At 71.4% G+C, this 23,525-nt stretch carries 20 protein-coding genes; 11 read left to right on the plus strand and 9 right to left on the minus strand.

Annotated features, from left to right (window positions below; translation table 11 throughout):
- Positions 1–39: 39 nt before the first annotated feature.
- The gene (locus ABD366_RS08900; RefSeq protein WP_324766441.1) at positions 40–1,062 is read right to left on the minus strand and encodes a LacI family DNA-binding transcriptional regulator; all 1,023 of its coding nucleotides are present in this window, start codon (positions 1,060–1,062) and stop codon (positions 40–42) included.
- A gap of 151 nt (positions 1,063–1,213) precedes the next feature.
- On the opposite strand from ABD366_RS08900, the gene ABD366_RS08905 reads away from it, so the two are divergent.
- The 5 genes from ABD366_RS08905 (at position 1,214) to ABD366_RS08925 (ending at position 7,911) form a co-directional block, all read left to right on the plus strand.
- Positions 1,214–3,049: a glycoside hydrolase family 2 protein gene (locus ABD366_RS08905; protein WP_324766442.1), complete on the plus strand. Its 1,836-nt coding sequence runs from the start codon at positions 1,214–1,216 to the stop codon at positions 3,047–3,049.
- A gap of 94 nt (positions 3,050–3,143) precedes the next feature.
- Complete coding sequence (locus tag ABD366_RS08910; RefSeq protein WP_324766443.1) at positions 3,144–4,487, plus strand: ABC transporter substrate-binding protein; 1,344 nt, start codon at positions 3,144–3,146, stop codon at positions 4,485–4,487.
- Between the two features lie 29 nt (positions 4,488–4,516).
- On the plus strand, positions 4,517–5,422 hold the full coding sequence (locus ABD366_RS08915) for a carbohydrate ABC transporter permease (protein ID WP_324766444.1): 906 nt from the start codon (positions 4,517–4,519) through the stop codon (positions 5,420–5,422).
- A 2-nt stretch (positions 5,423–5,424) separates the two neighbouring features.
- The gene (locus ABD366_RS08920; RefSeq protein ID WP_324766445.1) at positions 5,425–6,366 is read left to right on the plus strand and encodes a carbohydrate ABC transporter permease; all 942 of its coding nucleotides are present in this window, start codon (positions 5,425–5,427) and stop codon (positions 6,364–6,366) included.
- Between the two features lie 102 nt (positions 6,367–6,468).
- Entirely contained in the window at positions 6,469–7,911 is a 1,443-nt protein-coding gene (locus tag ABD366_RS08925; RefSeq protein ID WP_324766446.1) for a glycoside hydrolase family 43 protein, read from the plus strand.
- Positions 7,912–8,121: 210 nt separating this feature from the next.
- Here ABD366_RS08925 and ABD366_RS08930 read toward each other — a convergent pair whose 3' ends face one another.
- Positions 8,122–10,332 (minus strand): MMPL family transporter, encoded by a 2,211-nt coding sequence (locus ABD366_RS08930; protein ID WP_324766456.1) that lies wholly within the window; start codon positions 10,330–10,332, stop codon positions 8,122–8,124.
- Between the two features lie 330 nt (positions 10,333–10,662).
- Here ABD366_RS08930 and ABD366_RS08935 point away from each other — a divergent pair, with 330 nt between their 5' ends.
- Both ABD366_RS08935 and ABD366_RS08940 read left to right on the plus strand, forming a co-directional pair.
- A complete protein-coding gene (locus ABD366_RS08935) occupies positions 10,663–11,136 on the plus strand; it encodes a MarR family winged helix-turn-helix transcriptional regulator (RefSeq protein WP_324766447.1) in 474 nt (157 codons plus the stop codon).
- A gap of 105 nt (positions 11,137–11,241) precedes the next feature.
- On the plus strand, positions 11,242–12,834 hold the full coding sequence (locus ABD366_RS08940; RefSeq protein ID WP_324766448.1) for a DHA2 family efflux MFS transporter permease subunit: 1,593 nt from the start codon (positions 11,242–11,244) through the stop codon (positions 12,832–12,834).
- 79 nt (positions 12,835–12,913) lie between these two features.
- Here ABD366_RS08940 and ABD366_RS08945 read toward each other — a convergent pair whose 3' ends face one another.
- From ABD366_RS08945 to ABD366_RS08970, 6 genes are all read right to left on the minus strand, one after another.
- The gene (locus tag ABD366_RS08945) at positions 12,914–14,248 is read right to left on the minus strand and encodes an MFS transporter (protein WP_324766449.1); all 1,335 of its coding nucleotides are present in this window, start codon (positions 14,246–14,248) and stop codon (positions 12,914–12,916) included.
- Between the two features lie 163 nt (positions 14,249–14,411).
- On the minus strand, positions 14,412–15,365 hold the full coding sequence (locus ABD366_RS08950) for a catechol 2,3-dioxygenase (protein ID WP_324766450.1): 954 nt from the start codon (positions 15,363–15,365) through the stop codon (positions 14,412–14,414).
- Positions 15,362–16,474 (minus strand): 4-oxalomesaconate tautomerase, encoded by a 1,113-nt coding sequence (locus tag ABD366_RS08955; protein ID WP_324766451.1) that lies wholly within the window; start codon positions 16,472–16,474, stop codon positions 15,362–15,364. Before ABD366_RS08955 ends, ABD366_RS08950 begins: the two co-directional genes overlap by 4 nt.
- Positions 16,471–17,175, minus strand: coding sequence for a 4-carboxy-4-hydroxy-2-oxoadipate aldolase/oxaloacetate decarboxylase (locus ABD366_RS08960; RefSeq protein WP_324766452.1), 705 nt, complete (start codon positions 17,173–17,175; stop codon positions 16,471–16,473). The genes ABD366_RS08955 and ABD366_RS08960 overlap by 4 nt, the downstream gene beginning before the upstream one ends.
- Positions 17,175–17,927, minus strand: a complete 753-nt coding sequence (locus ABD366_RS08965) for a PIG-L deacetylase family protein (protein WP_324766453.1) — start codon at positions 17,925–17,927, stop codon at positions 17,175–17,177. Before ABD366_RS08965 ends, ABD366_RS08960 begins: the two co-directional genes overlap by 1 nt.
- A 44-nt stretch (positions 17,928–17,971) precedes the next feature.
- Positions 17,972–18,625, minus strand: a complete 654-nt coding sequence (locus tag ABD366_RS08970) for a GntR family transcriptional regulator (protein WP_324766454.1) — start codon at positions 18,623–18,625, stop codon at positions 17,972–17,974.
- A gap of 319 nt (positions 18,626–18,944) precedes the next feature.
- Here ABD366_RS08970 and ABD366_RS08975 point away from each other — a divergent pair, with 319 nt between their 5' ends.
- Complete coding sequence (locus ABD366_RS08975) at positions 18,945–20,231, plus strand: phytase (protein ID WP_344441428.1); 1,287 nt, start codon at positions 18,945–18,947, stop codon at positions 20,229–20,231.
- Here ABD366_RS08975 and ABD366_RS08980 read toward each other — a convergent pair.
- The gene (locus ABD366_RS08980) at positions 20,209–20,691 is read right to left on the minus strand and encodes a MarR family winged helix-turn-helix transcriptional regulator (RefSeq protein WP_344441430.1); all 483 of its coding nucleotides are present in this window, start codon (positions 20,689–20,691) and stop codon (positions 20,209–20,211) included. The genes ABD366_RS08975 and ABD366_RS08980 overlap by 23 nt on opposite strands.
- A gap of 140 nt (positions 20,692–20,831) precedes the next feature.
- Between ABD366_RS08980 and ABD366_RS08985 the strand changes: the two genes are divergently transcribed.
- The 3 genes from ABD366_RS08985 (at position 20,832) to ABD366_RS08995 (ending at position 23,510) form a co-directional block, all read left to right on the plus strand.
- A complete protein-coding gene (locus ABD366_RS08985; protein WP_324774992.1) occupies positions 20,832–21,389 on the plus strand; it encodes a quercetin 2,3-dioxygenase in 558 nt (185 codons plus the stop codon).
- Positions 21,386–22,264, plus strand: coding sequence for an alpha/beta hydrolase (locus ABD366_RS08990; RefSeq protein ID WP_324774994.1), 879 nt, complete (start codon positions 21,386–21,388; stop codon positions 22,262–22,264). Before ABD366_RS08985 ends, ABD366_RS08990 begins: the two co-directional genes overlap by 4 nt.
- An 82-nt stretch (positions 22,265–22,346) precedes the next feature.
- The gene (locus ABD366_RS08995) at positions 22,347–23,510 is read left to right on the plus strand and encodes an alpha-hydroxy-acid oxidizing protein (RefSeq protein WP_324774996.1); all 1,164 of its coding nucleotides are present in this window, start codon (positions 22,347–22,349) and stop codon (positions 23,508–23,510) included.
- Positions 23,511–23,525: the final 15 nt, after the last annotated feature.

Genomic DNA, 23,525 nt, shown 5'->3' on the forward strand with positions numbered 1-23,525 from the left:
CCCCTGCTGCGGCACAGCATGTGAGGCGGGCCGACACGCTCAGCCCCCGGTACTCTCCCGCACCTTGAGTTCGTGGCCCACCACATGGTCGAGGAGCGGGCCGGTCGCCGGCTCCTCGATCCGGTCGAGCAGGAGCGCGACGGCGGCCCGGGCGATCTCCTTCTTGTCCGGGGCGACCGTCGTGAGGCTCGGCACGCTGAACCCGGCGGCCTCGATGTCGTCGAAGCCGACCACGTCCAGGTCCTTGGGCACGCTCTCGCCCCGCTCGTACAGGGCGCGCAGGGCGCCCAGGGCGAGGTGGTCGTTGAGGCAGAGCAGCGCGTCCGGGCGCGGGTCCGTGTCCATGAGAGCGGCGGCGGCCCGTGCCCCGTCCTTCCAGTGGTACGCGTCGACCGGCACCACGAGGCCGCTGTCGAAGGGGACCCCGGCCTCCTCCAGCGCCTCGCGGTAGCCGTCGGTGCGCAGCCGGTCGGTGCCCTGACGTCCGCGCACTGTGCCGCCGACGACGGCGATACGGCGCCGCCCGCGGCCCAGCAGGTGCTCGGTGGCCTCGCGCGCGGCCCGTACGTTGTCGATGGCGACATGGTCGGTGCTGCCCTCGGCGGGGCGCTCGCCGAGCAGGACGACCGGGAGTCCGCGGTCGCGGGTGGCGAGGTCGCTGGGGTGCAGCGCGAGCGGGCTGAGGATGACGCCGTCGGTGAACTGGGCGTCGAAGCCGTGCAGCGCGGCGAGTTCGCGCTCGCGGACGCCGCCGGTCTGGTGCAGCAGCACGGTCTGGCCCCGCCGGTCGGCCTCGGCCATCACATGTTTGGCCAGTTCGGAGAAGTACGCGACGTCGAGTTCGGGCACGGCCAGGGTGATCATGCCGGTGCGGCCCTGGCGGAGCTGGCGGCCCGCGATGTTGACGCGGTAGCCGAGCGCGTCTATCGCCTCGCGCACGACCTCACGGGTGCGGTCCGACACGTGCTCGTAGTCGTTGATCACGTTGGAGACGGTCTTGGGCGAGACGCCCGCGTACTCCGCCACATCCTTGATCCTGGGTCTGGCCGCCACTCTGCTCATTCCTTCCGTCTGCCACCCGCGATCGTATCGAGCATCACGAATCGGTTTCGGGCCGGATTCCGCACCGCCCCGGATATTTACATCGATGTAATCGTCATGGTGCCATGTGGCTCGCACCGACCGGAGCAGCACCCGCAAGGCAAGGAGCACCATGCCCGTCCCGCACCACCAGGACCTGCCGCGCCCTGAGTACCCGAGGCCGCAGTTCACCCGTGAGGCCTGGCTCAATCTCAACGGTGAGTGGCAGTTCGAGATCGACCGCGCCGACACCGGACTCGAACGGGGTCTGCGCGAGCGCGAGCTGTCCGGGCGGATCACCGTGCCGTTCTGCCCGGAGTCGGAGCTGTCCGGGGTCGGCGAGACCGACTTCCTGGAGGCCGTCTGGTACCGGCGGACCGTGACGGTGCCCGCCGAGTGGAGCTCTGCCGACGGGCCCAGGGTGCTGCTGCACTTCGGAGCCGTGGACCACGACACCACCGTGTGGGCGGACGGCGTCGAGGTGGCCCGGCACCGCGGCGGCTTCACCCCCTTCACCGCCGACCTCGGCGACGTGGCCGTACCCGGGCAGGAACTGACGCTCGTGGTCCGGGCCCGCGACAGCCGGCACGGCCCGCAGGCCCGCGGCAAGCAGGCCACCTGGTACGCCAACACGCACTGCCACTACACCCGCACGACCGGCATCTGGCAGACCGTGTGGCTGGAGCCGGTGCCGCGGAGCGTGGCCCTGAAGCGGCCCCGCATCACACCTGACCTGGCCTCCGGCTCGTTCTACCTGGAGCTGCCGCTGACCGGGAACGCGCCCGGGCACCGGGTCCGCGCGACCCTGTCCGACGAGCTCGGCACGGTCGTCACCGCCGAGGCCCGCGCCGACCTCGACCTGCGGCCCCGCCTGGCCCTCACGCTGCCCGCGAACCGGCTGCGTGTGTGGTCCCCCGGCGACCCGCACCTGTACGACCTGACCTTCGAAGTCCTGGACGCCGAGGGCGAGTTGGTGGACCGGGTCGGCTCGTACGCCGGTCTGCGCTCGGTCTCCGCCGACGGCAAGCGCCTCCTCCTGAACGGCGAGCCCGTCTTCCAGCGGCTCGTGCTCGACCAGGGGTACTACCCGGACGGTCTGATGACCGCGCCGAGCGACGCCGCTCTCGTACGGGACATCGAACTCGGCCTCGCCGCCGGGTTCAACGGGGCCCGGCTGCACCAGAAGGTCTTCGAGGAGCGGTTCCTGTACCACGCGGACCGGCTCGGCTACCTGGTGTGGGGCGAGTTCGGCGACTGGGGCTGCGAGGTCGGCGTCCGCGACGACAACCAGCGGCCCGACGCGAGTTTCGTCACCCAGTGGCTGGAGGCCGTGGAGCGGGACTACTCGCACCCCTCGATCATCGGCTGGTGCCCGCTCAACGAGACGTACCAGCATCTGCACGACCGCATCACCCAGCTCGACGACGTGACGCAGGCGATGTTCCTGGCCACCAAGCAGGCCGACGGCACCCGCCCCGTCATCGACGCCTCCGGCTACGCCCACCGGGTGCCGGAGACCGACGTCTACGACTCGCACTGCTACGAGCAGGACCCGGCCGCGTTCGCCAAGACGATGCGCGGTCTCGCCGAGGACAAGCCGTACGTCAACGCCGGCCCCGACGGGCGCCCCTGGTCCGTGCCGTACCGCGGGCAGCCGTACTTCTGCAGCGAGTTCGGCGGCATCTGGTGGGACGCGCAGGCCGCCGCCGAGGTCTCGGGCGAGGCCCGTGACGAGTCCTGGGGTTACGGCGAACGGCCGCGCAGCGTCCAGGAGTTCGTGGACCGGTTCGTCGGTCTGACGGGCGTGCTCCTCGACGACCCGGACATGTTCGGCTACTGCTACACCCAGCTCACGGACGTCTTCCAGGAGCGCAACGGCGTCTACGGCTTCGACCGGAGCGAGAAGGTCGACACCGCGCTGCTGCGGGCCGCCCAGCTCCGCCCCGCGGCCTTCGAGGGCCCGCGCTAGTTCCGCGCCACTTCCTGTCCACGATTTACATCGATGTATGTCCGGGGTGACGGCGGTGGGTCCGCCCGCCGCCGTCACCCGGGGAAGGAGCCAGATGACCGGCACACCCGCACCCGTCGGTCGCCCCGCACTCACCAGACGACGCGCTCTGACGGCCGCGCTCGCCGCCGGGACCTCGGTCCTCGGCGCCGGAGCACTCAGCGGCTGTGGCAGCGCGCTGGCGGCCGACGATTCGACCGTTCGCCTGTGGGACCTGTTCAGCGGGGCCGACGGCGGCCTGCTCAACGACATGGTGCGCAAGGCGCGACCCGACATGCCGGGCACGCGCATCGAGCGCACCGTCCTGGAGTGGGGCACCCCCTATTACACGAAACTCGCCATGTCCTCGGCCGGAGGGCGCGGCCCGGACGTCGCCGTCCTGCACATGTCGCGCCTCGCGGGCTACGCTCCCACCGGCCTGGTCGACCCGTGGGACCTGGACCTGCTGGCCGAGTACGGCGTGCGCCGCGAGGACTTCACCGACGCGGTGTGGTCCCCCACCCAGTACGAGGGACAGACCTACGCGCTCCCCCTCGACACCCACCCCTTCATCGTGTTCTTCCACCCGGAACCGGTGAAGAAGGCGGGGCTGCTGACGAAGGACGGCACGCTGGACGCGGACGCGTTCTCCTCGCCCGACAAGTTCCTCGCCGCCGGCAAGGAGCTGGCGAAGGCCTCCGGCAAGCAGGGCATCTCGTTCGGGTACGTGACCGACACCGCGCAGGGCTGGCGGCTGTTCTACGGCCTGTACAAGCAGACCGGCGGCGTCTTCAAGGTGCCGCCGGGCGGTCCGGCCGAGGTGGACGTGGACCGGATGGCCGAGGTCATCGCGTTCATGGCCAAGCTGGTCGACGGCAAGGTCAACCCCAAGCGGCTCGACTACGCCGCGGGCATGGCCTCCTTCAACAACCGGCAGACCGCGATGATCCTGTCCGGCGAGTGGGAGCTGGGCACGTTCCGGGGCGCGGACAAGAACGTGGGCGCCGCCCCGTTCCCCACCGTCTTCGGCACCCCGGCCGTCTACGCCGACTCGCACTCGTTCGTGCTCCCCCACCACCCGGACCCCGATGCCGCGCACCGCCGTCGTACGCACCGCGCGGTGGCCGCGCTGCTGAAGGCCGGCCAGATCTGGGGGACCGCGGGCCACATCCCCGCGTACGGGCCGGTCACCCGCACCAAGGAGTACGCGGCGCTGCTGCCGCAGGCGCACTACAAAGTGGCCGCGGACCACGTCGTCCTCGACCCGGCGGCCTGGTTCGCCGGCGCGGGATCCGACTTCCAGAACGCCATGTCCCAGGTGCTCCAACAGGCCCTGCTCGACGGTCTCGCCCCCGACCGTGCGGCGCGCGCGATGGTGCGGCGCCTCAACACCTTCCTCGCCAAGCCCAGCCCGGCCTGACCGGCCGCACCCCTCTAGGAGGCACAACGATGTCCTCTCCCCACGCCTCGCCCCGGCCAGGGGCCCTGTCGGTGCGGCGGCTGTTCTCACCCGGCCTGCTCTTCGCACTTCCCTTCCTCGTCCTGTTCGCGGTGTTCCTGCTCTGGCCGCTGGGCCAGGGGCTGTGGATGAGCCTCACGGACCGGGCGCTTTCGGCGCACGCGCCATCGTTCATCGGTGTCGGCAACTTCACCGAGGCGTTCCAGGACGCCGAGATGTGGAAGGCGCTCTGGCACACCGTCCTGTTCACGCTCATCTCGACCGTCCCGCTGGTCGTGGTGGCCCTCGGCATGGCCCTGCTCGTGCACACCGGGCTGCCCGGCCAGTGGGTGTGGCGGCTCGCGTTCTTCGCGCCGTACCTGCTGCCCGTCGGCGTGGTCAGCCTCCTGTGGATCTGGCTGTACCAGCCCGACCTCGGGCTCTACAACCATCTCCTCGACAAGCTCGGCCTCGATGGAGTCGCCTGGCTGAGCGACGAGTCGGTGGCCCTGTGGGCGATCGCGCTGACGACCCTGTGGTGGACGGTCGGCTTCAACTTCCTGCTGTACCTGGCCGCGCTCCAGTCAATCCCGGACCACCTCTACGAGGCCGCGGCGATCGACGGCGCCGGGGCCTGGCGGCGCCTGTTCTCGATCACGCTGCCGAGCCTCAGCCGGATCACGGTGGTGATCACGGTGTTGCAGCTCCTGGCGTCCCTCAAGGTCTTCGACCAGGTGTACCTGCTGACCAAGGGCGGCCCGAACAACTCGACGCGGCCCGTGGTCGAGTACATCTACGACGTCGGCTTCACCGGATACCGGCTCGGTTACGCCTCGGCGATCAGCTACATCTTCTTCGCCCTGGTCGTCCTCGCCTCCGCCGCCCAGTTCGCCGTCCTCCGCCGCCGGGAGAAGTGACCATGACCTCCACCGATGCACCCGCCCGCAGCAAGCCCGCGCCACAAGTGCGGAGGCCCGTGACGCCGCCGAGACGGCCGCGGCGTCCCGAGCGGTCCCAGACGAACCTGACCCTCGGCGCGAGCCGTACGGCCCGCGTGCTCGCCCTCGTCGTGCTCGGCGTCGCCGCTCTGGTGTGGCTGCTGCCGATGGCGTGGGCGCTGCTCACCGCGTTCAAGTCCGAGCAGGACGCGAGCGATCCGCTGCACTGGCTGTGGCCGAAGCACGGCTTCACGCTCGACGGGTTCAGCTCCGTGTGGGAGCGCGGCGACCTGCCGCTGTGGATGCTCAACAGCCTGCTCATCTCGGCCGCCGTCACCGTGATCACGGTGCTGGTCTCCGCGATGGCCGGCTACGCGTTCTCCCGCACCCTGTTCGCCGGCCGGCGCTGGCTGTTCACCCTCACCGTCGCGGCCGTCCTCGTGCCGCCGCAGATCCTGATCGTGCCGTGGTTCCAGCAGATGCTGACGTTGAACCTGCTGGACACGTACGCGGCGGTGATCCTGCCGCAGACGGTGGCCCCGGTGATGGTGTTCATCCTGAAGAAGCACTTCGACTCCCTGCCGAAGGAGCTGGAGGAGGCCGCCCGGATCGACGGCGCCGGGCACTGGCGGATCTTCTGGTCGGTGCTGCTGCCGCTGTCGCGGCCGATGCTCGCCGCCGTGGCGATCTTCGTCTTCATCGGCGCGTGGAACAACTTCCTCTGGCCGTTCATCTCCACCTCCGACCCGTCCCTGATGACCCTGCCCGTCGGCATCACCACGGTGAAGGACGCGTACGGCATCCAGTACGCGCAGTCGATGGCGTCGGCGGTGCTCGCCGCGCTGCCGCTCATCGTGGTGTTCGTCTTCTTCCAGCGGCACATCGTGAAGTCCGTGGCCACCACCGGCCTCGGCGGCCAGTGACGCGCTCCTCAACTCCCCGCCCTACCCGCCCCGTTGACACTCCTCCGCCTCTTCCCTACCGTCCTGAAGCCGTGAGACTTACATCGATGTAAGGAGCCGCTCATGCGCACCCGGCCCCGTACCGCTCTGGTCACCGCCCTCCTGGCCCTGCTCGTCGGACTGGTCTGCGCACCGCAGGCCGGAGCGGCGGGCCGGGCGCCCGCCGCGGCTGCCTCGGGCACCTTCCGCAATCCGCTGAACACCGGACCCGACCCGTATCTGGCCTATGCGAACGGGGCCTACCACCTCACCACCACCCAGGGCGACAGCATCAAGATGTGGCGCTCGCCGTCCCTGGCCACGCTCCTCGACGCCGACCCGGTCACGGTGTGGACGGACACCACCGCCTCCCGCAACCAGCACATCTGGGCGCCGGAGTTCTACCGCTTCGGCAACCGCTGGTACCTCTACTACACCGCCGACGACGGCACGGACGACCACCACCGCCTCTACGTCCTGGAGTCGGAGCGCGACGACCCGGCCGGCCCGTACCACTTCAAGGCGAAGCTCGCCCCGCCCAACCACGCCGACGACTTCGCCATCGACCCGGGCATCCTCCAGCACAACGGCCGCCTCTACCTCGCGTACAGCGGTATCAACGCCTACCAGCACAACGGGCTGAACATCGCGCCGATGTCGAACCCGTACTCGGTCTCGGGCAACGCGGTCGCGATCAACGCCGCCGGGGGCTGCCCGGAGGTTCGCGAGGGCCCCGAGTTCCTCAACCGCAACGGCCGTACCTGGATGACGTACTCGGCCTGTGACACCGGCAAGCCCGACTACCAGGTCTGGCAGATGTCCCTCGCCAACGGGGCCGACCCGCTCGTCCCCGGCAACTGGACCCAGCGCTCGGGCCCGGTCTTCTCCCGCGCCGACGCCCGCGGCGTGTTCGGCCCCGGTCACCACGCCTTCTTCAAGTCGCCCGACGGCACCCAGGACTGGCTGATCTACCACGCCAAGACCACCTCGGTGAACACCTACACCAACCGAACGACCCGGGCCCAGAAGATCAGCTGGAACGCGGACGGCAGCCCGAACCTCGGCACGCCGCTCGCCATGGGCGCGACCCAGGACCTGCCCTCGGGTGACCCCGGCTCGGGCAACTACTGGATCAACGACGACGGCCGCTCCAGCGGGGCCGGCTCGGTCGCGTACACCGGCACCTGGAACTCGGGGTCGGGCTGCGGCGCCCAGTGCTTCTGGAGCGACGACCACTGGAGCGACAAGGCGGGCAACACCGCGACGTACACCTTCACCGGCACCCGGATCGCGCTGCTCTCCGTCCGTGACACCGGCAACGGCGTCGCGGCGATCAGCGTCGACGGCGGCCCCGAGCAGCGCGTGGACTACTACAACGCGATCCGGACCGGTGAGACGCTCCAATACCTCAGCCCGCGCCTGGCGAACGGCAAGCACACGCTGCGGGTCCGGGTGACGGGCGAGCGGAACGGGTCGTCCGGGGCCGCGTTCGTCAGCGTCGACCGGGCCGAGGTCTACACGGACTGACCCCCACCGGATCGGACTGTTGACCGACCACACAACCGTTTGAGTGGCCGCGCCGGTTGCCCGTCACCCCGGGCCCGGCGCGGCAGTTGGAGTCCGTGGATGCGCCCCGGCGAGCGTCGGGCGTGTGCGTCCTGGGCGGCGGCCACGGCACTGTGCGGGTGTGTTCGACGTGGCCGCCGCCTTCTGAAGGACAGGCTCTGACTACGGGCTTCAGCCGCGTACGGTCTCCAGCTCCCGGTCGTCCTCGGCGGGCGCGGCCGTGGCCAGGGACTTCTGCAGCTTCTCGCCCTCGACGTCGACGTTCGGCAGCGCCTTGTCCAGCCAGCGGGGCAGCCACCAGGCCGACTTGCCGAGCAGCGCCATGACCGCGGGCACGATCGCCATGCGGACCACGAACGCGTCGAAGAGAACGGCGACGGCGAGACCGAAGCCCATCATCTTGATCATGTCGTTGTTCTCCATGATGAAGCCGGAGAAGACGCTGATCATGATGATCGCCGCGGCGCCGACGACCCGGCCGCCGTGCCGGAACCCGGTCACGATGGCCTCGCCGGGCCGCGCCCCGTGGACGTAGGCCTCCCGCATCCGCGTCACGAGGAAGACCTCGTAGTCCATGGCCAGGCCGAAGACCACGCCGATCATGAAGATCGGCATCATCGACATGATCGGGCCCGGCTGGTCGACGCCGACGAGGTCCGCGAGCCAGCCCCACTGGAAGACCGCGACCACGGCGCCGAGCGCCGCCGCCACCGACAGGAGGAAGCCGAGCGCCGCCTTCAGCGGGACCAGGATCGAGCGGAACACCAGCATCAGGAGCAGGAAGGCCAGACCGACGACCAGCAGCAGATACGGCACGAGCGCGTCGTTCAGGGTCTGCGAGAAGTCGATCGTCATGGCCGTCTGACCGGTGACGAGGACGTCGGAGTCGGTGTCCGCCTCCCAGGCCCCGGCCTCGGAGCGGATCGTCCTGACCAGTTCCTCGGTCTTGTGGTCGCTCGGGCCCGTGGTCGGGACGACCGACATGATGGCGGTGTCGCCCGCCTCGTTGACCTGCGCCGGGGCGACCGCGGCGACGCCGTCGACCTTGGCGAGCGAGTCACCGACCGACTTCGCGGCGGCCTGTGCGCCCTTGCCGTCGACGGTCACCATCAGCGGGCCGTTGAAGCCGGCGCCGAACGACTCGGACAGCATGTCGTACGCCTTGCGCTGCGTGCTGTCGGGCGCCGAGGTGCCCTCGTCGGGCAGACCGAGTTCAAGGCTGGCGGCCGGGACGGCGATCACGCCGAGGCCGAGGACGGCGACCAGCAGGACGCCGAGCGGGCGGCGCATCACGAAGCGGGACCAGCGGGTGCCCAGGTTCGGTTTGCCCGCCGCGGCGCCGGGCGTGGGGACGGGCGCCTTGCGGTCCTTGCGGCGCAGCACCTTCTTGCCCGCGAAGCCGAGCAGGGCCGGGATCATGGTGAGGGCGATGACGACGGAGATGGCCACGGTCGCCGCGGCGGCCAGGCCCATCTTCGTCAGGATCGGGATGTTCACGACGGAGAGGCCCGCGAGGGCGACGATCACGGTGAGGCCGGCGAAGACGACCGCCGAACCCGCCGTGCCGGTCGCGCGGCCCGCCGCCTCCTCGGGCTCGCGGCCGTCGGCTATCTCGGCGCGGTAGCGGCTCACGATGAACAGGGCGTAGTCGATGCCGACCGCGAGGCCGATCATCGTCGCCAGCGTGGACGTGGTGCTGGAGAGGTCGAGGACGCTGCCGAGCGCCGCGATGCCGGAGACACCGATGCCGACGCCGATGATCGCGGTGAGCAGCGGCATGCCCGCGGCGACCAGCGAACCGAAGGTGATGAGCAGGACGACCGCGGAGATCGCGATGCCGATCAGCTCGGCGCTGCCGCCCATCTCCTGTTCGGCCTCGACGGCGTCGCCGCCGGACTCGACGGTGAAGCCCTCGGCGCGGGCGTCGTCGGTGGCCTTGGTGAGCGCTTCGTGCGCCGTGTCGGTGAGCTCGGTCGAGGCGACCTTGTACGACACGGAGGCGTAGGCGGTCGTGCCGTCCTTGCTGACGGCGTTCGCCTTGTACGGGTCGGCGACGGAGGAGACCTGGGGGCCCTTGCCGAGCGCGGTCACCAGCTTCTGGACGTCGGCCTTGGGCGCCGGGTCGGTGAGCTTCTCGCCCTGCGGGGCGCGGATGACGACGCGGGCGGTGGCGCCCTCGGCGCCGGCCGCGGGGAACTTCTCCTCGAGCAGGTCGAAGGCCTTCTGCGCCTCGGTGCCCGGCATCGAGAACGAGTCGGCGGGCGGGGCCGGCGCGGCCGACGACGCGAAGCCGATCCCGCCGAGCAGCAGCACCCACAACAGGGCCACATAGCGGCGGCGCCGGAAGGACAGCCGTCCGAGTTTGTACAGGAACGTAGCCACGGCGAAAGGGGCTCCCGTCGGGTCGTGGGGCAGGAGCGACCACCCGGCGGTGCGTCGTCGCACGTCAGGACGGTCGGCAGGATCGGATTCCATCGTCTCCGCTCCCACGGGCCCCGGGCTAAGCCTCTGAGCCCGACTACGGACCCACGTTCGCGGTAGTCGCGGACGGGGCGTGTCATACCCGGGGAGGAGTCGTGTGTGATGCGTGTAGAACCCCGGGAGCAGCCGCGCATACCGCCACGGGTGTGAGCACGGGTCAGGAACCGCAGGTGAGAGGCGTTTCGATAGCTGCTTTGACATACCTATTGCCTCATACATATGGTGGTTGTCATGCCCGCATCCCGTGCCGCCCGCAAGGACGTCGACCGCGTAGCCTCCGCGCTCGCGGCGTCCCTGCCGACGCTGCACCGGACCCTCGACCGCCGGATCCTCGGGGACTTCCCGCACGACCGGCTGCCCGAGGCGCAGATCGCTCTGCTCCGTCTGGTGGCGGACCGGGACGGCATCACCGTGCGCGAGGCGGCGCGAGAGCTGCTGATGCAGCCGAACAACGTCAGCGCGCTCGTCTCGCACCTCACTCGCTCCGGGCTGCTGACGCGCCGCTGCGACACCGCCGACCGGCGCGTGGCCCATCTGCACGCCACCGCCGTGGCCCGGGAGCGCATCGCCGAGGCCGAGGGGATCGCCCGGCGTCACCTCGCCGAGGCGCTGCGGCACCTGACGGGCGGCGAGCTGGACGCGCTCGGCTCCGCCCTGGGCGCACTGAACTCGCTCGACGCCCGGCTGCGGCCGACCGCGGGCTGACGCCCGGCCGGTCCGCCGCGCTCCTCGCCCTGCTTCCGTCCACCGGAGCGGGGCTCTTTCGTGCTCCCTTCTCCTGTTCGCATTCGTCCCAGACAAGGCACACGTATGTCCTCCCCCTCTGTCGCCCCCTCCCCTGCCCGGGTGTCCGCTCCACCGGACGCCGCGCCCTCGGGGCGACGCGCCAATCCCTGGCTGACGCTGATCGCCGTCGCCTTCGGCCTGTTCATGGTCGGGCTCGACGGTTCGGTCGTCTCCATCGCGAACCCCGCGATCGGCCGCGCCTTCGACGCCTCCACCGCGGGCCTGCAGTGGGTGACCAACTCCTATCTGCTGGCGCTCGCCGCCGCCCTGATCCTGGGCGGCAAGCTCGGCGACCGGTTCGGGCGGCGCACCGTCTACCTGGTCGGCGTCACGGGCTTCACCCTCGCCTCGGTGGCCATCGGACTGTCCGGTTCCATCGAGCTCGTCATCGCGTTCCGCGCCGTGCAGGGTTTCTTCGGCGCGCTGCTGATGCCGAACACGCTCGGCCTGCTGCGCGCCGTCTTCCCGCCGCGCAAGTTCGGTATGGCGGTCGGCATCTGGGCAATGGTGTCCTCGGTGTCCACCGCGCTCGGCCCCATCGTCGGTGGACTGCTCGTCGAGCACGTCAACTGGGAGTCCGTCTTCTACATCAACGCCCCCGTCGGCATCATCGCCCTCGTCGTCAGCGCGCTGGTGCTGCCGCAGAGCAAGAACGCGGCGGCGGCCGACGAGAAGTTCGACGTTCCCGGTGTCGTACTGCTCGCGCTCGGCATGCTCGTCGTGGTGTTCGGCGTGGTCAAGGGCGAGACGTGGGGCTGGAGTTCGGCCGGCACGCTGGGCGCGATCATCGCGGGTCTCGTGCTGCTCGTCCTGTTCTGCTGGTACGAGTCCCGCGTCGCCGCCCACCCGCTGCTGCCGATGCGGCTGTTCCGCAGCCCCGCGGTGACGGTCGGCACCGTCGTCACCGCGCTGAACTTCTTCGTCCTGCTCGGCGGCATCTTCTTCGTGATGCTGTACCTGCAGAACGTGCGCGGGTTCTCCCCCGTCGAGGCCGGTGTCCGCACGCTGCCGCTGAGCCTCGCGTCCGTCGTCGCGTCGCCGCTGGGGGCGGCGCTGACCGACCGGTTCGGGCCGCGCCTGACGATGCCGCTCGGCATGGTGCTCCAGGGCGCGGCGTCGTTCCTGATGCTCACCTGGTCGGCGGAGTCCGGGTACGGGGCGCTGTGGCCGCCGTTCGTCGCGCTCGGCCTGGGTGTCGGCATGGTGATGTCCGCGTCGTCCGCCGCGATCGTGGGCAACGCGCCGGTCGAGGACGCCGGAGTGGCCGGCGGGTTGCAGGCCACCGCGCTCCAGGTGGGCGGCGCCCTCGGCACGTCCGTACTGGTGTCGCTGATCGGCAGCCGGGTCGGCTCGACCCTCGGCTCCGAGCTGACCTCGGCCGGCGTCCCGGAGCAGACCGTCGGCCGTCTCGCCGAAGCGAAGGACGCCGTGGCGATGGGCGCGGCGCCCGTCTCCGACGCGATGCCGGCCCAGCTGCGGGCGGCGGTGACCGAGGGCAGCCACGCGGCGTTCATGTCAGGCGTGCACACCGCTGTCCTGGTCACGGGTGTGCTGTGCGCACTCGGCGCGCTCGTCTCGGCGACGGTACTGCGGGGGCAGGCGGCCGCGCGGCACTGAGCGAGCCCAACTCACGTGAACGAAAGGCACGTTGTGGCCCGGTCCCCTCTGTGGGGCCGGGCCACACCGGCTTGTGGGGTCAGTGCGCGGCGGGCACCGACAGGCCCGTGGACCGGGGCGACGCCTGCTGGGCCTTGCGCACGGACGCGATACCGATGAAGACCATCGAGAAGAGGCCGGTCAGGGCGAAGGCGGTGAAGCCCCAGTCGCCGTTGCCGGAGGCGAGGAGCTGGCCGCCGAGCCAGGGGCCGAACACGGCGCCGAAGCGGCCCATGCCGGAGGTCCAGCCGACCGCGGTGGCCCGGCTCTCGGGGTCGGAGCGGATCGAGACCGTCGCGTAGATCATGACCTGAGCGCTGTTGAGGAAGACACCCGCGAGGAAGACCACCACGAAGGTGAGCGCGAGCGCCATGTGGATGCTCAGCAGGTAGACGCTGACCGCCGTGAGCAGGAACCAGACCGCGGAGATGCGCGGGGCGCCGAAGCGGTCGGCGGCGCGGCCCGCGACCAGCATGCCGAGGATGCCGCCGAGGTTGAAGACGACGACGAACTGCAGGGAGGAGCCCAGGTCGTAGCCCTCCGCGCGCATCAGGGTGGGCAGCCAGGTCGCGACTCCGTAGACGAGGAGCAGGCCGCCGAAGGAGGCGAGCCAGTACAGCAGGGTCTGGATCCACTGGTTCGCGCGGAACAGGTCGGTCAGCGCGTCCCAGCGGCCGGTGCCGTCCGGGCGCCGCGCCTTCACGGCGGGCAGTTCCACGTCGTACGTGGTGGAGAGCCGCCGGGCTTCTTCGGTGCGGCCCCTGGCGATGAGGAAGCTCAGGGACTCCGGCATGACCTTGGCGATGACCGGCACGAACAGCAGCGGGATGACGCAGAACCAGAACGCGGCCCGCCAGCCGAGGGGTTCGACCACCCATGTGGCCACGTACGCGGAGAGGATGCCGCCCGCGTGGTGCGCGGTCATCAGGCCGCCGACGACGAGCGCGCCGCGTCCGCGCGGGGCGTAGTCGGAGACCATCGTGATCGCGGTGGGCAGCAGACCGCCGAGGCCGAGGCCGGCGAGGGTGCGGCCGAGGCCGAAGGTGGCGACGTTCGGTGCGAGCGCGCACAGCCCGGAGGCCAGCGAGAAGACGGTGACGCAGCCGATCATCATCTTCTTGCGGCCGATGCGGTCGCAGACCGTACCCGCGGTGAGGGCGCCTATCAGCATGCCGAAGGTGGCGTAGCTGCCGAGGTCTCCGGCCTGGTCCGGGTCGAGGCCGAGCGCCTTCGTCTCGAGCATGTGCGGCAGCACGGAGCCGTAGATGAACATGTCGAGGCCGTCGAAGAGCACGGCGAGCCAGCACAGGGCGAAGACCAGTCTGGCCATTGCGGTGCCGCGGCGCGCGGTCGGCGGGGTGGCGGAGGAGGACATCGTTGTTTCCTCTCGTGGGGACGGCGGGGACGTGCGCGTGCGGGGGGCGTGGACGGCACGTTAAGAAGTGACCGGAGCAGTCGTCAACACTTTTGTTGACAATCTGAGGAAACAATTCGGCCCCGGCGGCACATGATGGTCCCCGGGGCCGGAAAAGCGCAGCTCAGGCCTGGACGGGCGGTGTCCCGTGCGTGTGGAACGACTGGATCGTCTTCAGCCCCCAGGCCTGCCCCTTCGCGCGTTCCGCCTCGGTCCAGGTGATGAGCGGCCAGTCGGGCGCGAGGACGAGCCGGGTGACCGGGTTGCACAGCTCGATGCGGTTGCCGCCGGGCTCGTAGACGTAGAGGAAGAACGTCTGCTGGATGGCGTGCTTGTGCGGGCCCGTCTCGATGAAGACGCCGGTGTCGATGGCGAGGTCGGCGGCGCGCAGGATGTCCTCGCGGGTGTCGGTCGCGAAGGCGATGTGGTGCAGGCGGCCCTCGCTGCCGGTCCAGTCCTCGGTGTAGACGACGTCGTACGACTTGTTCGTGAAGGTCAGCCAGCGGGCCGCGACCCGGCCGGTGTCGAGCCGGATCTGCTCGGTGGGCCGGGCTCCGAGCACGTCCTGCTGGAACTCGGCGTTGGCGAGGACGTCGGCGGCCAGGAAGTTGACGTGGTCCAGGCGGCGGACGCCGACACCCCGGTTGGGCTTGGCCTGCGGCTGGTTCTTGAGGGCGGGCTTCAGCGCGTCGGGGGCCCGGTGGTGCTCGCTCTCCCAGTACAGGGCGTGCTCGTGGCCGTCCGGGTCGGTGGTGACGTACAGCTTGCCGATGCCGGGTTCGTCCTCGACCCAGGTGCCGCTGCCGCCCGCCTCCTCGACGGCCTTCACCCGGCGCTGGAGCGCCTCTTCACTGGAGGTGCGCAGGGCGAGGCGGCCGAGTCCGGGCTGCTCGCGGGCGGTGAGGACGAGGCTGTGGTGTTCGTAGTCGTCGAAGGTCCGCAGGTAGACCGTGTCCCCGTCCTCACCGTTGACGGTGAGGCCCAGGAAGTCGGTGAAGAAGGCGACGCTGGCGTCCAGGTCGGGGGTGAACAGCTGGGCGTGGCCGACGTGCGCGATGTCGCCGAGGGGCGGAGTCATCGGGGGCCTCCTGAAGGGGGTGCGGGCAGGGGGGAAGCGGCGGCCGGCCGGGGGAAGACGGTGCCGTCGAAGATCTTGCGGGCGGTGCGGACCACGGCGGTGCGACGGGCGCGGGGCAGCCCGTCCGGACCGGTGGTGAGACTGCTCTCGATGTCGGTGAAGCCGGTGGGGTGCTCGATGCGGAGCCGGTCGCCGTCGCCGGGCGGCGCCGCGAGGGGCGCGCCCACGCTGCCCTCGATCCGCAGCCCCGCGGCGACGCTCGCGGCGCCCAGGACGCCGATCGAGGTGTGGCAGCGTACGGGGATGAAGGTGCGGGTGGCGACCGCGCCGCCGTGCCGGGGCGGGGCGAGCAGGGTCAGTTTGGGCACGGTGGTCGCCGAGACGTCGCCCAGGCCCATCAACTCCCCTGCTGCCAGCCTCAGTTCGTGGAGTCGGGCCGCCAGCTCGGGGTTCTCCTCCAACTCCTTCGGATCCTCGTAGCCGGTCACCTCCAGGGACTCGGCGGGGATCAGGACGGTCGGCATCCCGTTGTCCACGCAGGTCACCTCGATCCCGGCGACGGTGTCGCGGACGTGGCCGGTGGGCAGCAACGGGGCGCTGCCGGGCGGGAATTCGATGACGACGGGGGCCGCAGTGCCGGGAACGCCGGAGATCTCCGCGTTCCCGGCGTACTCGACGCGCCCGCCCGGGGTCGGGAACGTGGCCGTGGCGAGGTCCCCGGAGTTGACCATGCGGATACGGACGGCGGTCTCTCGCGGGCCGGGGGCGACCAGTCCGCGTTCGACGGCGAACGGTCCGACTCCGGCGAGGAGGTTGCCGCAATTCTGACGGTCCGACACCTCGGGCTTGTCGACGCCTACTTGGAGGAAGAGGTAGTCGACATCGGCTTCGGGGTCCGCGGAGGACGAGACGACCGCGACCTTGCTGGTGAGGGGGTGCGCCCCGCCCAGGCCGTCGATCTGGCGCGGGTCGGGGCTGCCCATGACCCGCAGCAACAGGTCGTCGCGGGCAGCTGGTTCGGCGGGCAGGTCCCCGGCGAGGAAGTAGGCGCCCTTGGAGGTGCCACCGCGCATCAGCAGGCAGCGCACCTCCTGCGCGGACACCGTCATGAGCCGGCTCCGGTGTGCTCCTCGTACGTGCGGTACACGACGCCGAGCCGCTCGAGAGTGGGACGCAGTCCGTAGCGGTCGAGGCCGAGCTGGCCCTCCAGGAACGCGGCGCGGGTGGCGGCTTCCTTGTCCTCGCGGGCCTGGGACTTCCGGGCGGTCTCGGCCGCTTCCTCGCGGGGTACGACCACGACACCGTCGTCGTCGGCGATGATCACGTCACCGGGGCGGACGATCTCGCCGCCGATCACGACGGGGACGTTGACGCTGCCGCCGGTCGCCTTGACGGTGCCCTGCGCGGAGACGGCGGCCGACCAGGCGGGGAAGCCCATCTCCCGCAGTTCGGAGGTGTCGCGGATACCGGCGTTCGTGACGATGCCGCGTACACCGCGCTGCTTGAGAGCCGTCGCGAACAGTTCGCCGAACATGCCGTCCGTCGACGGCGAGGTGGTCGTGACGACGAGGAGGTCGCCCTCGCCGCACTGCTCGACCGCCGCATGGATCATGAGGTTGTCACCGGGCCAGGACAGCACGGTGACGGCGGTGCCCGCGACGCGCGCGTCCTGCTGGTTGGCGCGCAGGTGGTGGCCGAGCAGCCCGGTGCGGCCCCTCGCCTCGTGCACGGTGGCGACGCCGAACCCGGCGAGCGCCTCGACGTCCTTCGGGGCGGCCTTGGGCGGATTGGTGACGATGACGCCGGGCATCAGGCGAGCTCCTTCGCGATCTGCGGGTACGGGCGCATGTACGCCTCGGCCATGGTCTTGTGGGCGAGGCCGAGGTTCGGGCCTGCGTTCCGCTTGAGCTGGACGCCGCGGCGCACGGCCAGATCGGTGTAGTAGTCCCACAGGTGCCGCTGCGCGGCCAGGCGCTCCATCGCGCGGCGCTTGGTGTCCCACACCTCGGTGATGTCGAGCAGGACCTCGGGCTTGAAGCCGCTCATCTCCGGCTGGTGCGGCTCGAAGTAGAAGACGGGCGGGGCGCCGATGATCTCGCCCTCGCCGGGATAGCCGATGGCCTGCGCGAGGACGCGGGCCTCCAGGGCCATCCGGTTGGCGGCCGGATGGTCGCCGTTGTACGGGTCCTCGACGGGGTGCGTGAGGACGACGTCGGGCTGGGTCTCGCGGTAGACCGTGACGAGCTGGTCGGTCAGCTCGGCCGTGGCCACGAGCGGGTAGTCGCCGGCGTCGAAGAAGCGGACCGCGGCGCCGAGTTCGGCAGCCGCTCGCTCGGCCTCGTCACGGCGTAGCGCCTTGATCTCGTCGAGCTTCCTGCCCTCGCGCCAGGCCTTCGCGGACTCGCCGCGCTCGCCGAACGTGAGGCAGGCGATGGTGACCTGCTCGCCCCGGGAAGCGGCCAGGGCGATGGCACCACCGGCCCGCCACACGAAGTCCCCGGCGTGGGCGGTGATCACCAGTGTCGATCGTGGTGGGGCGGCGGGCGCGCTGCCTTCTGTCATGCTGCGTCTCCTTGACTGCGGGGGTGCGCCCGCCCCGGGCGGCGTCAGCCGGCGCGCAAGGCGTCGATCACGCTGCCGAGGTGGGCGCGGACGGCCCGTTCGGCCGCCTGCGGGTCCCTGGCGCGGATCGCCTCGATCACGGCCAGGTGCTCGCTCAGGGACTGCTGCGGACGCCCCGGGCGCAGCGCCAACTGGAAGCGGTGGCGCACCAGTTGGGCGTTGAGCCGCTCCAGGAGACCGACGGCCGTCTGCTGGCCGGAGATGTCCCGGATACGGGCGTGCAGTTCGTGGTTGAGCTCGGAGTAGGAGAGCGGATCACCGGCGGCGACCGCCTCGGACATGGCCTTGCCCAATGCGGTCAGCTCGTCGAGCTGCGCGTCCGTGGCGTCCACTGCCGCCCTGGCCGCGCACAGCCCTTCGAGCGCCATCCGGCACTCCGTGATCTCCACGGCCTCCTCGACCGTGACCACGCGCACTCGCGATCCGCGGTTGCGGATCCGCTCGACCAGCCCCTCGGCGGCGAGGTCGAGCAGTGCTGCCCGGATGCTCGCGCGAGTGACGTCGTACTGCTCGGCGAGTTCGTTCTCCACCAGCCGCTGGGCCGGTGACATCTCGCCGCGCAGAATCGCCTGCCTGAGCCGCTCCAGCGCGTACTGCTTGGCCTGCTCTCCGGAGCCTGGACGGGCTTCCTTCGGCATCTGCCCTCCCTGAGTGAGTGCCTGTCGACGCTAAATCTAGGCCAACAAGATTGTCAACGATTTTGTTCGCAGGATTTACGGGCCCGGAGCCCCGAACGCGGGCCGCTCGGATCCGGGGCCGGCGCCCGGAGGCTGCCGGGGCCGCCGGTTCGGCCGCCCGCGGCCGCGTCGGCAGGCTGCGCGGGCTCGGCGGACAACTACCGTCCGCCCACCGCGAGTTCACGCCACGGACGGGCCCGGTTCACGCATCGACCCCTTCCGCCTCACGCCAAGATCACACGATGCTGCCGTCATGTTCCCGACATGAAGGAGCCCTTTCGTGGTCATCGCCCGGACGCCCCTGGCGGTCCTCGCCGCCACCGTCGCCGCGCTCGCCGTCGCGGCCCCGGCCCCCGTGCAGGCCGCCGCCCCGCTGCCCGCCGTGACCCCGCGCGCGGAGACCGCCGCGCTGCACGACGACGCGGCGGGAGGCGACGCCGACGCGGACGACCCCGCGATCTGGCGCAACGGCGCCGACCCGGACCGCAGCCTCGTGATCGCCACCGCCAAGCAGGGCGGGCTGCGCGTGTACGACCTGGACGCACGCGAGGTGCAGTCGGTGCCCGCGCCCGCCGCCCCGGGCCCGGACGACGCGCCCGGCCGCTTCAACAACGTCGACCTGGTGCGCAGCGCCCGCCTGTCCGCCTCCGACCTCGCCGTCACCACGGACCGCGGCAGCGACCGGCTGCGCGTCTACCGCATCGACCGCGACCGCCCCGGCGGCCCGCTGAAGGACGTCACCGACCCGAAGGCGCCGAGGATCTTCTCCGCATCACAGGAAGAGGTCAACGAACAGCGCACCGCCTACGGCCTGGCCACCTGGACCGACCGGACGACCGGCCGCTCCTACGCGCTCGTCAGCCGGCGGGAGCGCACCCGCCTCGCCCTGCTGGAACTGACCGCCCAGCGCGACGGCACCATCGGCTACCGCCCCGTGCGCACCCTCGACCTGCCCGCCACCTTCCGTCTGCCGAACGGGACTTCATGGTCGCCGTGCGCGGAGCCGGGTGAACTCCCGCAGGTGGAAGGGATGGTGGTGGACCCGGCCGACGGCACGCTGTACGCGGGCCAGGAGGACGTCGGCATCTGGCGGCTGCGCGCCGACCTCACGGGCACGCCGGAACTGGTCGACACCGTGCGGGAGTACGGGGTGCCCGGCACCTATGACGAGGCGACCGAGGAGTGCGTCGCGGGCGCCGACCCCGGCTTCGGCGGCGAGCACCTCACCGCGGACGTCGAGGGCCTGACCCTGGTCACGGAGAAGGACGGCGACGGGCTGCTGCTCGCCTCCAGCCAGGGCGACAACACCTTCGCCGCGTACGACCGCGAGGTGTCCGACGACAACGAGTACGAGGGCGGCTTCCGCATCGCCCCGGCCTCGGCGGCGCTCGACGGGTCCGAGGAGTGCGACGGCGCGGCCGCGCTGAACGCGCCGCTGGGCCGCCGCTACCCGCACGGCCTCCTGGTCGTCCAGGACGGGCACGACGCACCCGGCGACTCCGAGCGCCCCTCCACGAACTTCAAGTTCGTGGACCTGGGCAAGGTCACGGACGCGGTCGAGGACTGACAGCCGGTCTTTGAACCCCCGCTGTCGGCGCGGTGGGCGGTTCGCCCCACGGCGCCTCCAGCGCGGACCGCAGCGCCGCGACCGCCCGCTCACCGATGCGCTCGGCGAGCCGGCCCTCCAGGCGCTCCAGGGCGCGGCGCGCCCGCTCATGGGCGTGCCGCCCCTCGGCGGTGCGGCGGATCAGCCGCTGCCGCGCCGACGAGGGGTCCGGGATCTGTTCCAGCAGCCCGGCCCCCACCAGTGCGTGCACGGCCTGATGCACGGTCTGCCGCGTCACGCCCATCCGCCGGGCCAGCTCCGCCACGGTGGTGCCGTCCTCGTCGAGCGCGGCGAACAGCTGCACCTGCGGCGGCGTCACCGGCGCCACGCCCTCGCTCTCCAGGGCCGCGAGCATCCCTTCCTCGAACCAGCGCCTGGCCTCGCCCAGCAGCTGCGGCAGATCTCGTCGGGTCCCGGTCATCGCTTTCCTCGCGCTCTCGCCCACGGCCTCGGTCAGGACACTTGCCCGCCCCCCCGCCTCGCATGTCAGGCTACCTGACATTATCCGTCAGGCGGCCTGACAGATATCTCCGACCGAAGACCGAGGAAGGCGAGCACGTCATGACCATGGAGTTCGCGACACGCTACCGGGGTACGTCCCGCATCCCGCCCGAACCGGGCAAGCCGTACTTCATCGAGAAGGGCGAGGGCGACCGGGCCCATCTGTTCGGCGACCTGATCACCGTCTACGCGGGCGGCGAGCAGACCGAGAACACCTTCAACTTCTTCACCTGCGAGGGCCCCAAGGGCGACATCATCCCGGCGCACCTGCACGCCGACACCTACGAGGTCTTCTACGTGACGCAGGGCGCGGTCCGGCTGTTCGTCGAGGACACCGCGGGCGAGCAGACGGAGCGCCTGCTGACGCCGGGCGACTTCGGCTTCGTACCGAAGAACTGTCCGCACGCCTACCGCATGGAGCGCCACCACACGCAGATCGTCGGCGTCGCGGCCGGGCCCGGCTCCACCTTCGAGCGGTTCTTCGAGAACCTGGGCACCCCGGCCGAGGAGCACGGCCTGCCGCACCGGCCGTTCGTCCCCGAGCCGCACAAATTCGGCACGGTGCCCCAGAAGTACGATGTCCGCTTCCTGCCCGACCAGGAGTGGAGGACCGCATGACACCGGCCGAGCTGCTGGGGCTGATCGCCGCCCCGCACCCGGACGTCGCACCGCTGCCGCCCGCCGCCGGGCGCGCGGGCGGGGTCCGGATGCTGCGGGGCGTCCCGTACGGCGTCGTGGAGGGCGGCCGGCCCCTGGAGCTCGACCTCTGGCTGCCCGCGCCGGGGGCCGGACTCCCCGCTCCCCTGGTCCTGTTCGCGCACGGCGGGGCGTGGCGGCGCGGGCGCCGCGACGACATGGGCGCACGCACCCGGGCCTGGCAGCCGGGACCGTTCGAGCGGATCGCCGCGGCCGGCTTCGCCGTCGCCTGTGTCGACTACCGGCTCAGCGCCGAGGCCACGTTCCCGGCGCCGCTGGAGGATCTGCGGGCCGCGCTGCGCTGGCTCGGGGTCCGCGCGGACGAGCTCGGCATCGACACCGGGCGCACCGTGGTGTGGGGCGAGTCCGCCGGCGGCCACCTGGCCTCGCTGCTCGCGCTCAAGCACACGGAGCCGCCGCTCGCGGGGGCCGTCGTCTGGTACGGGCCCGCGGATCTGGAGACGCCGCGGCCGCCGTTCGACCCCGCGAGTCCGGCGACCATGGAGGCGCTGCTGCTCGGCGCGGCACCCGTGACGGTTCCCGAACTCGCCGCCGCCGCGTCTCCTGTGCGACAGGCGCACGCGGACGCTCCGCCGTTCCTGATCGTGCACGGAGAGGACGACGTGATGGTGCCCTGCGGGCACGGTCAGGACCTGGCGGCGGCGCTGCGGGCGGCCGGAGCGCCGGCCGGGCTGCGGACGGTGCCCGGCGCGAACCACGGCTGGATCGGCCTCGACGAGGACGGGGTGGAGGAGATCTTCACCGCTTCCCTGGAGTTCGCCCGCAAGGTCTGCTGATCTCTTTGCCGGGCGCCGAAGTACTGGCAGATTTGGGCTCTCTTGTTCAAAACTTCTCAGGACTTCGATGACGAGGTGTGCGATGAGCCCGCAGTTCGGCGACTACCAGTACGAGATCTACCTCGACGGACTGCGCGGTGTCGTCCCCACGCTCCCGATGGAGTTCGGCGCGCTCGAGGAGCGGGCCCGGGCGGCGCTGCCCGCCTCCGTGTGGTCGTACGTGGCGGGCGGCGCGGGCGACGAGCACACGCAGCGCGCCAATGTGCGGGCCTTCGAGCGGTACGGCCTCGTGCCGCGCATGATGGTCGGCGCGACACAACGGGACCTGGCCGTGGACCTGTTCGGACTGCGCCTGTCCGCACCGCTGTTCATGGCGCCGGTCGGCGTCATCGGGCTGTGCGCGCAGGACGGGCACGGGGACCTCGCGACGGCCCGGGCGGCCGCGCGCACCGGCGTGCCGATGGTCGCCTCGACGCTGTCGGTGGACCCGATGGAGGACGTGGCCGCCGAGTTCGGCGAGACCCCCGGCTTCTTCCAGCTCTACACGCCGACCGACCGGGAGCTCGCCGAGAGCCTCGTCAAGCGGGCCGAGGCGGCGGGCTACAAGGGCATCGTGGTCACGCTCGACACCTGGGTCACCGGTTGGCGCCCGCGCGACCTGTCGACCTCCAACTTCCCGCAGCTGCGCGGCCACTGCCTCGCCAACTACACCTCGGATGCGCGGTTCCGCTCGCTGGTCCCGAGCGCCGACCCGATGGACACCGTCTCCACCTGGGTCGGCCTGTTCGGCAACCCGCTCACGTGGGACGACCTGCCGTGGCTGCGCTCGCTGACCGATCTGCCGCTGATCCTCAAGGGCATCTGCCACCCCGAGGACGTACGCCGCGCCCGGGACGGCGGCGTCGACGGCATCTACTGCTCCAACCACGGCGGACGGCAGGCCAACGGCGGACTGCCCGCGCTCGACGCGCTGCCCGGCGTCGTCGAGGCCGCGGACGGCATGCCGGTCCTCTTCGACTCCGGGATCCGCTCGGGCGCCGACATCATCAAGGCCCTCGCCCTCGGCGCGACGGCGGTGGGCGTCGGACGCCCGTACGCCTACGGGCTCGCCGTCGGCGGTGAGGACGGCCTGGTCCACGTCCTGCGCACGCTGCTCGCCGAGGCCGATCTGCTCATGGCGGTGGACGGCTACCCGACGCTCGCGGACCTGACGCCGGAGTCGCTCGTGACGGTCAAGGGGTCCTGACACCCGGGTCGCGGC

This window comes from Streptomyces kunmingensis (assembly GCF_039533535.1).
Lineage (GTDB): Bacteria > Actinomycetota > Actinomycetes > Streptomycetales > Streptomycetaceae > Streptomyces > Streptomyces kunmingensis.

What these genes read in the sequence shown, in the direction of transcription:
- ABD366_RS08900 (WP_324766441.1), bottom strand. Translation starts at nt 1,062, where the DNA reads ATGAGCAGAGTGGCGGCCAGACCCAGGATCAAGGATGTGGCGGAGTAC.
- ABD366_RS08905 (WP_324766442.1), top strand. Translation starts at nt 1,214, where the DNA reads ATGCCCGTCCCGCACCACCAGGACCTGCCGCGCCCTGAGTACCCGAGG.
- ABD366_RS08910 (WP_324766443.1), top strand. Translation starts at nt 3,144, where the DNA reads ATGACCGGCACACCCGCACCCGTCGGTCGCCCCGCACTCACCAGACGA.
- ABD366_RS08915 (WP_324766444.1), top strand. Translation starts at nt 4,517, where the DNA reads ATGTCCTCTCCCCACGCCTCGCCCCGGCCAGGGGCCCTGTCGGTGCGG.
- ABD366_RS08920 (WP_324766445.1), top strand. Translation starts at nt 5,425, where the DNA reads ATGACCTCCACCGATGCACCCGCCCGCAGCAAGCCCGCGCCACAAGTG.
- ABD366_RS08925 (WP_324766446.1), top strand. Translation starts at nt 6,469, where the DNA reads ATGCGCACCCGGCCCCGTACCGCTCTGGTCACCGCCCTCCTGGCCCTG.
- ABD366_RS08935 (WP_324766447.1), top strand. Translation starts at nt 10,663, where the DNA reads ATGCCCGCATCCCGTGCCGCCCGCAAGGACGTCGACCGCGTAGCCTCC.
- ABD366_RS08940 (WP_324766448.1), top strand. Translation starts at nt 11,242, where the DNA reads ATGTCCTCCCCCTCTGTCGCCCCCTCCCCTGCCCGGGTGTCCGCTCCA.
- ABD366_RS08945 (WP_324766449.1), bottom strand. Translation starts at nt 14,248, where the DNA reads ATGTCCTCCTCCGCCACCCCGCCGACCGCGCGCCGCGGCACCGCAATG.
- ABD366_RS08950 (WP_324766450.1), bottom strand. Translation starts at nt 15,365, where the DNA reads ATGACTCCGCCCCTCGGCGACATCGCGCACGTCGGCCACGCCCAGCTG.
- ABD366_RS08955 (WP_324766451.1), bottom strand. Translation starts at nt 16,474, where the DNA reads ATGACGGTGTCCGCGCAGGAGGTGCGCTGCCTGCTGATGCGCGGTGGC.
- ABD366_RS08960 (WP_324766452.1), bottom strand. Translation starts at nt 17,175, where the DNA reads ATGCCCGGCGTCATCGTCACCAATCCGCCCAAGGCCGCCCCGAAGGAC.
- ABD366_RS08965 (WP_324766453.1), bottom strand. Translation starts at nt 17,927, where the DNA reads ATGACAGAAGGCAGCGCGCCCGCCGCCCCACCACGATCGACACTGGTG.
- ABD366_RS08970 (WP_324766454.1), bottom strand. Translation starts at nt 18,625, where the DNA reads ATGCCGAAGGAAGCCCGTCCAGGCTCCGGAGAGCAGGCCAAGCAGTAC.
- ABD366_RS08980 (WP_344441430.1), bottom strand. Translation starts at nt 20,691, where the DNA reads ATGACCGGGACCCGACGAGATCTGCCGCAGCTGCTGGGCGAGGCCAGG.
- ABD366_RS08985 (WP_324774992.1), top strand. Translation starts at nt 20,832, where the DNA reads ATGACCATGGAGTTCGCGACACGCTACCGGGGTACGTCCCGCATCCCG.
- ABD366_RS08990 (WP_324774994.1), top strand. Translation starts at nt 21,386, where the DNA reads ATGACACCGGCCGAGCTGCTGGGGCTGATCGCCGCCCCGCACCCGGAC.
- ABD366_RS08995 (WP_324774996.1), top strand. Translation starts at nt 22,347, where the DNA reads ATGAGCCCGCAGTTCGGCGACTACCAGTACGAGATCTACCTCGACGGA.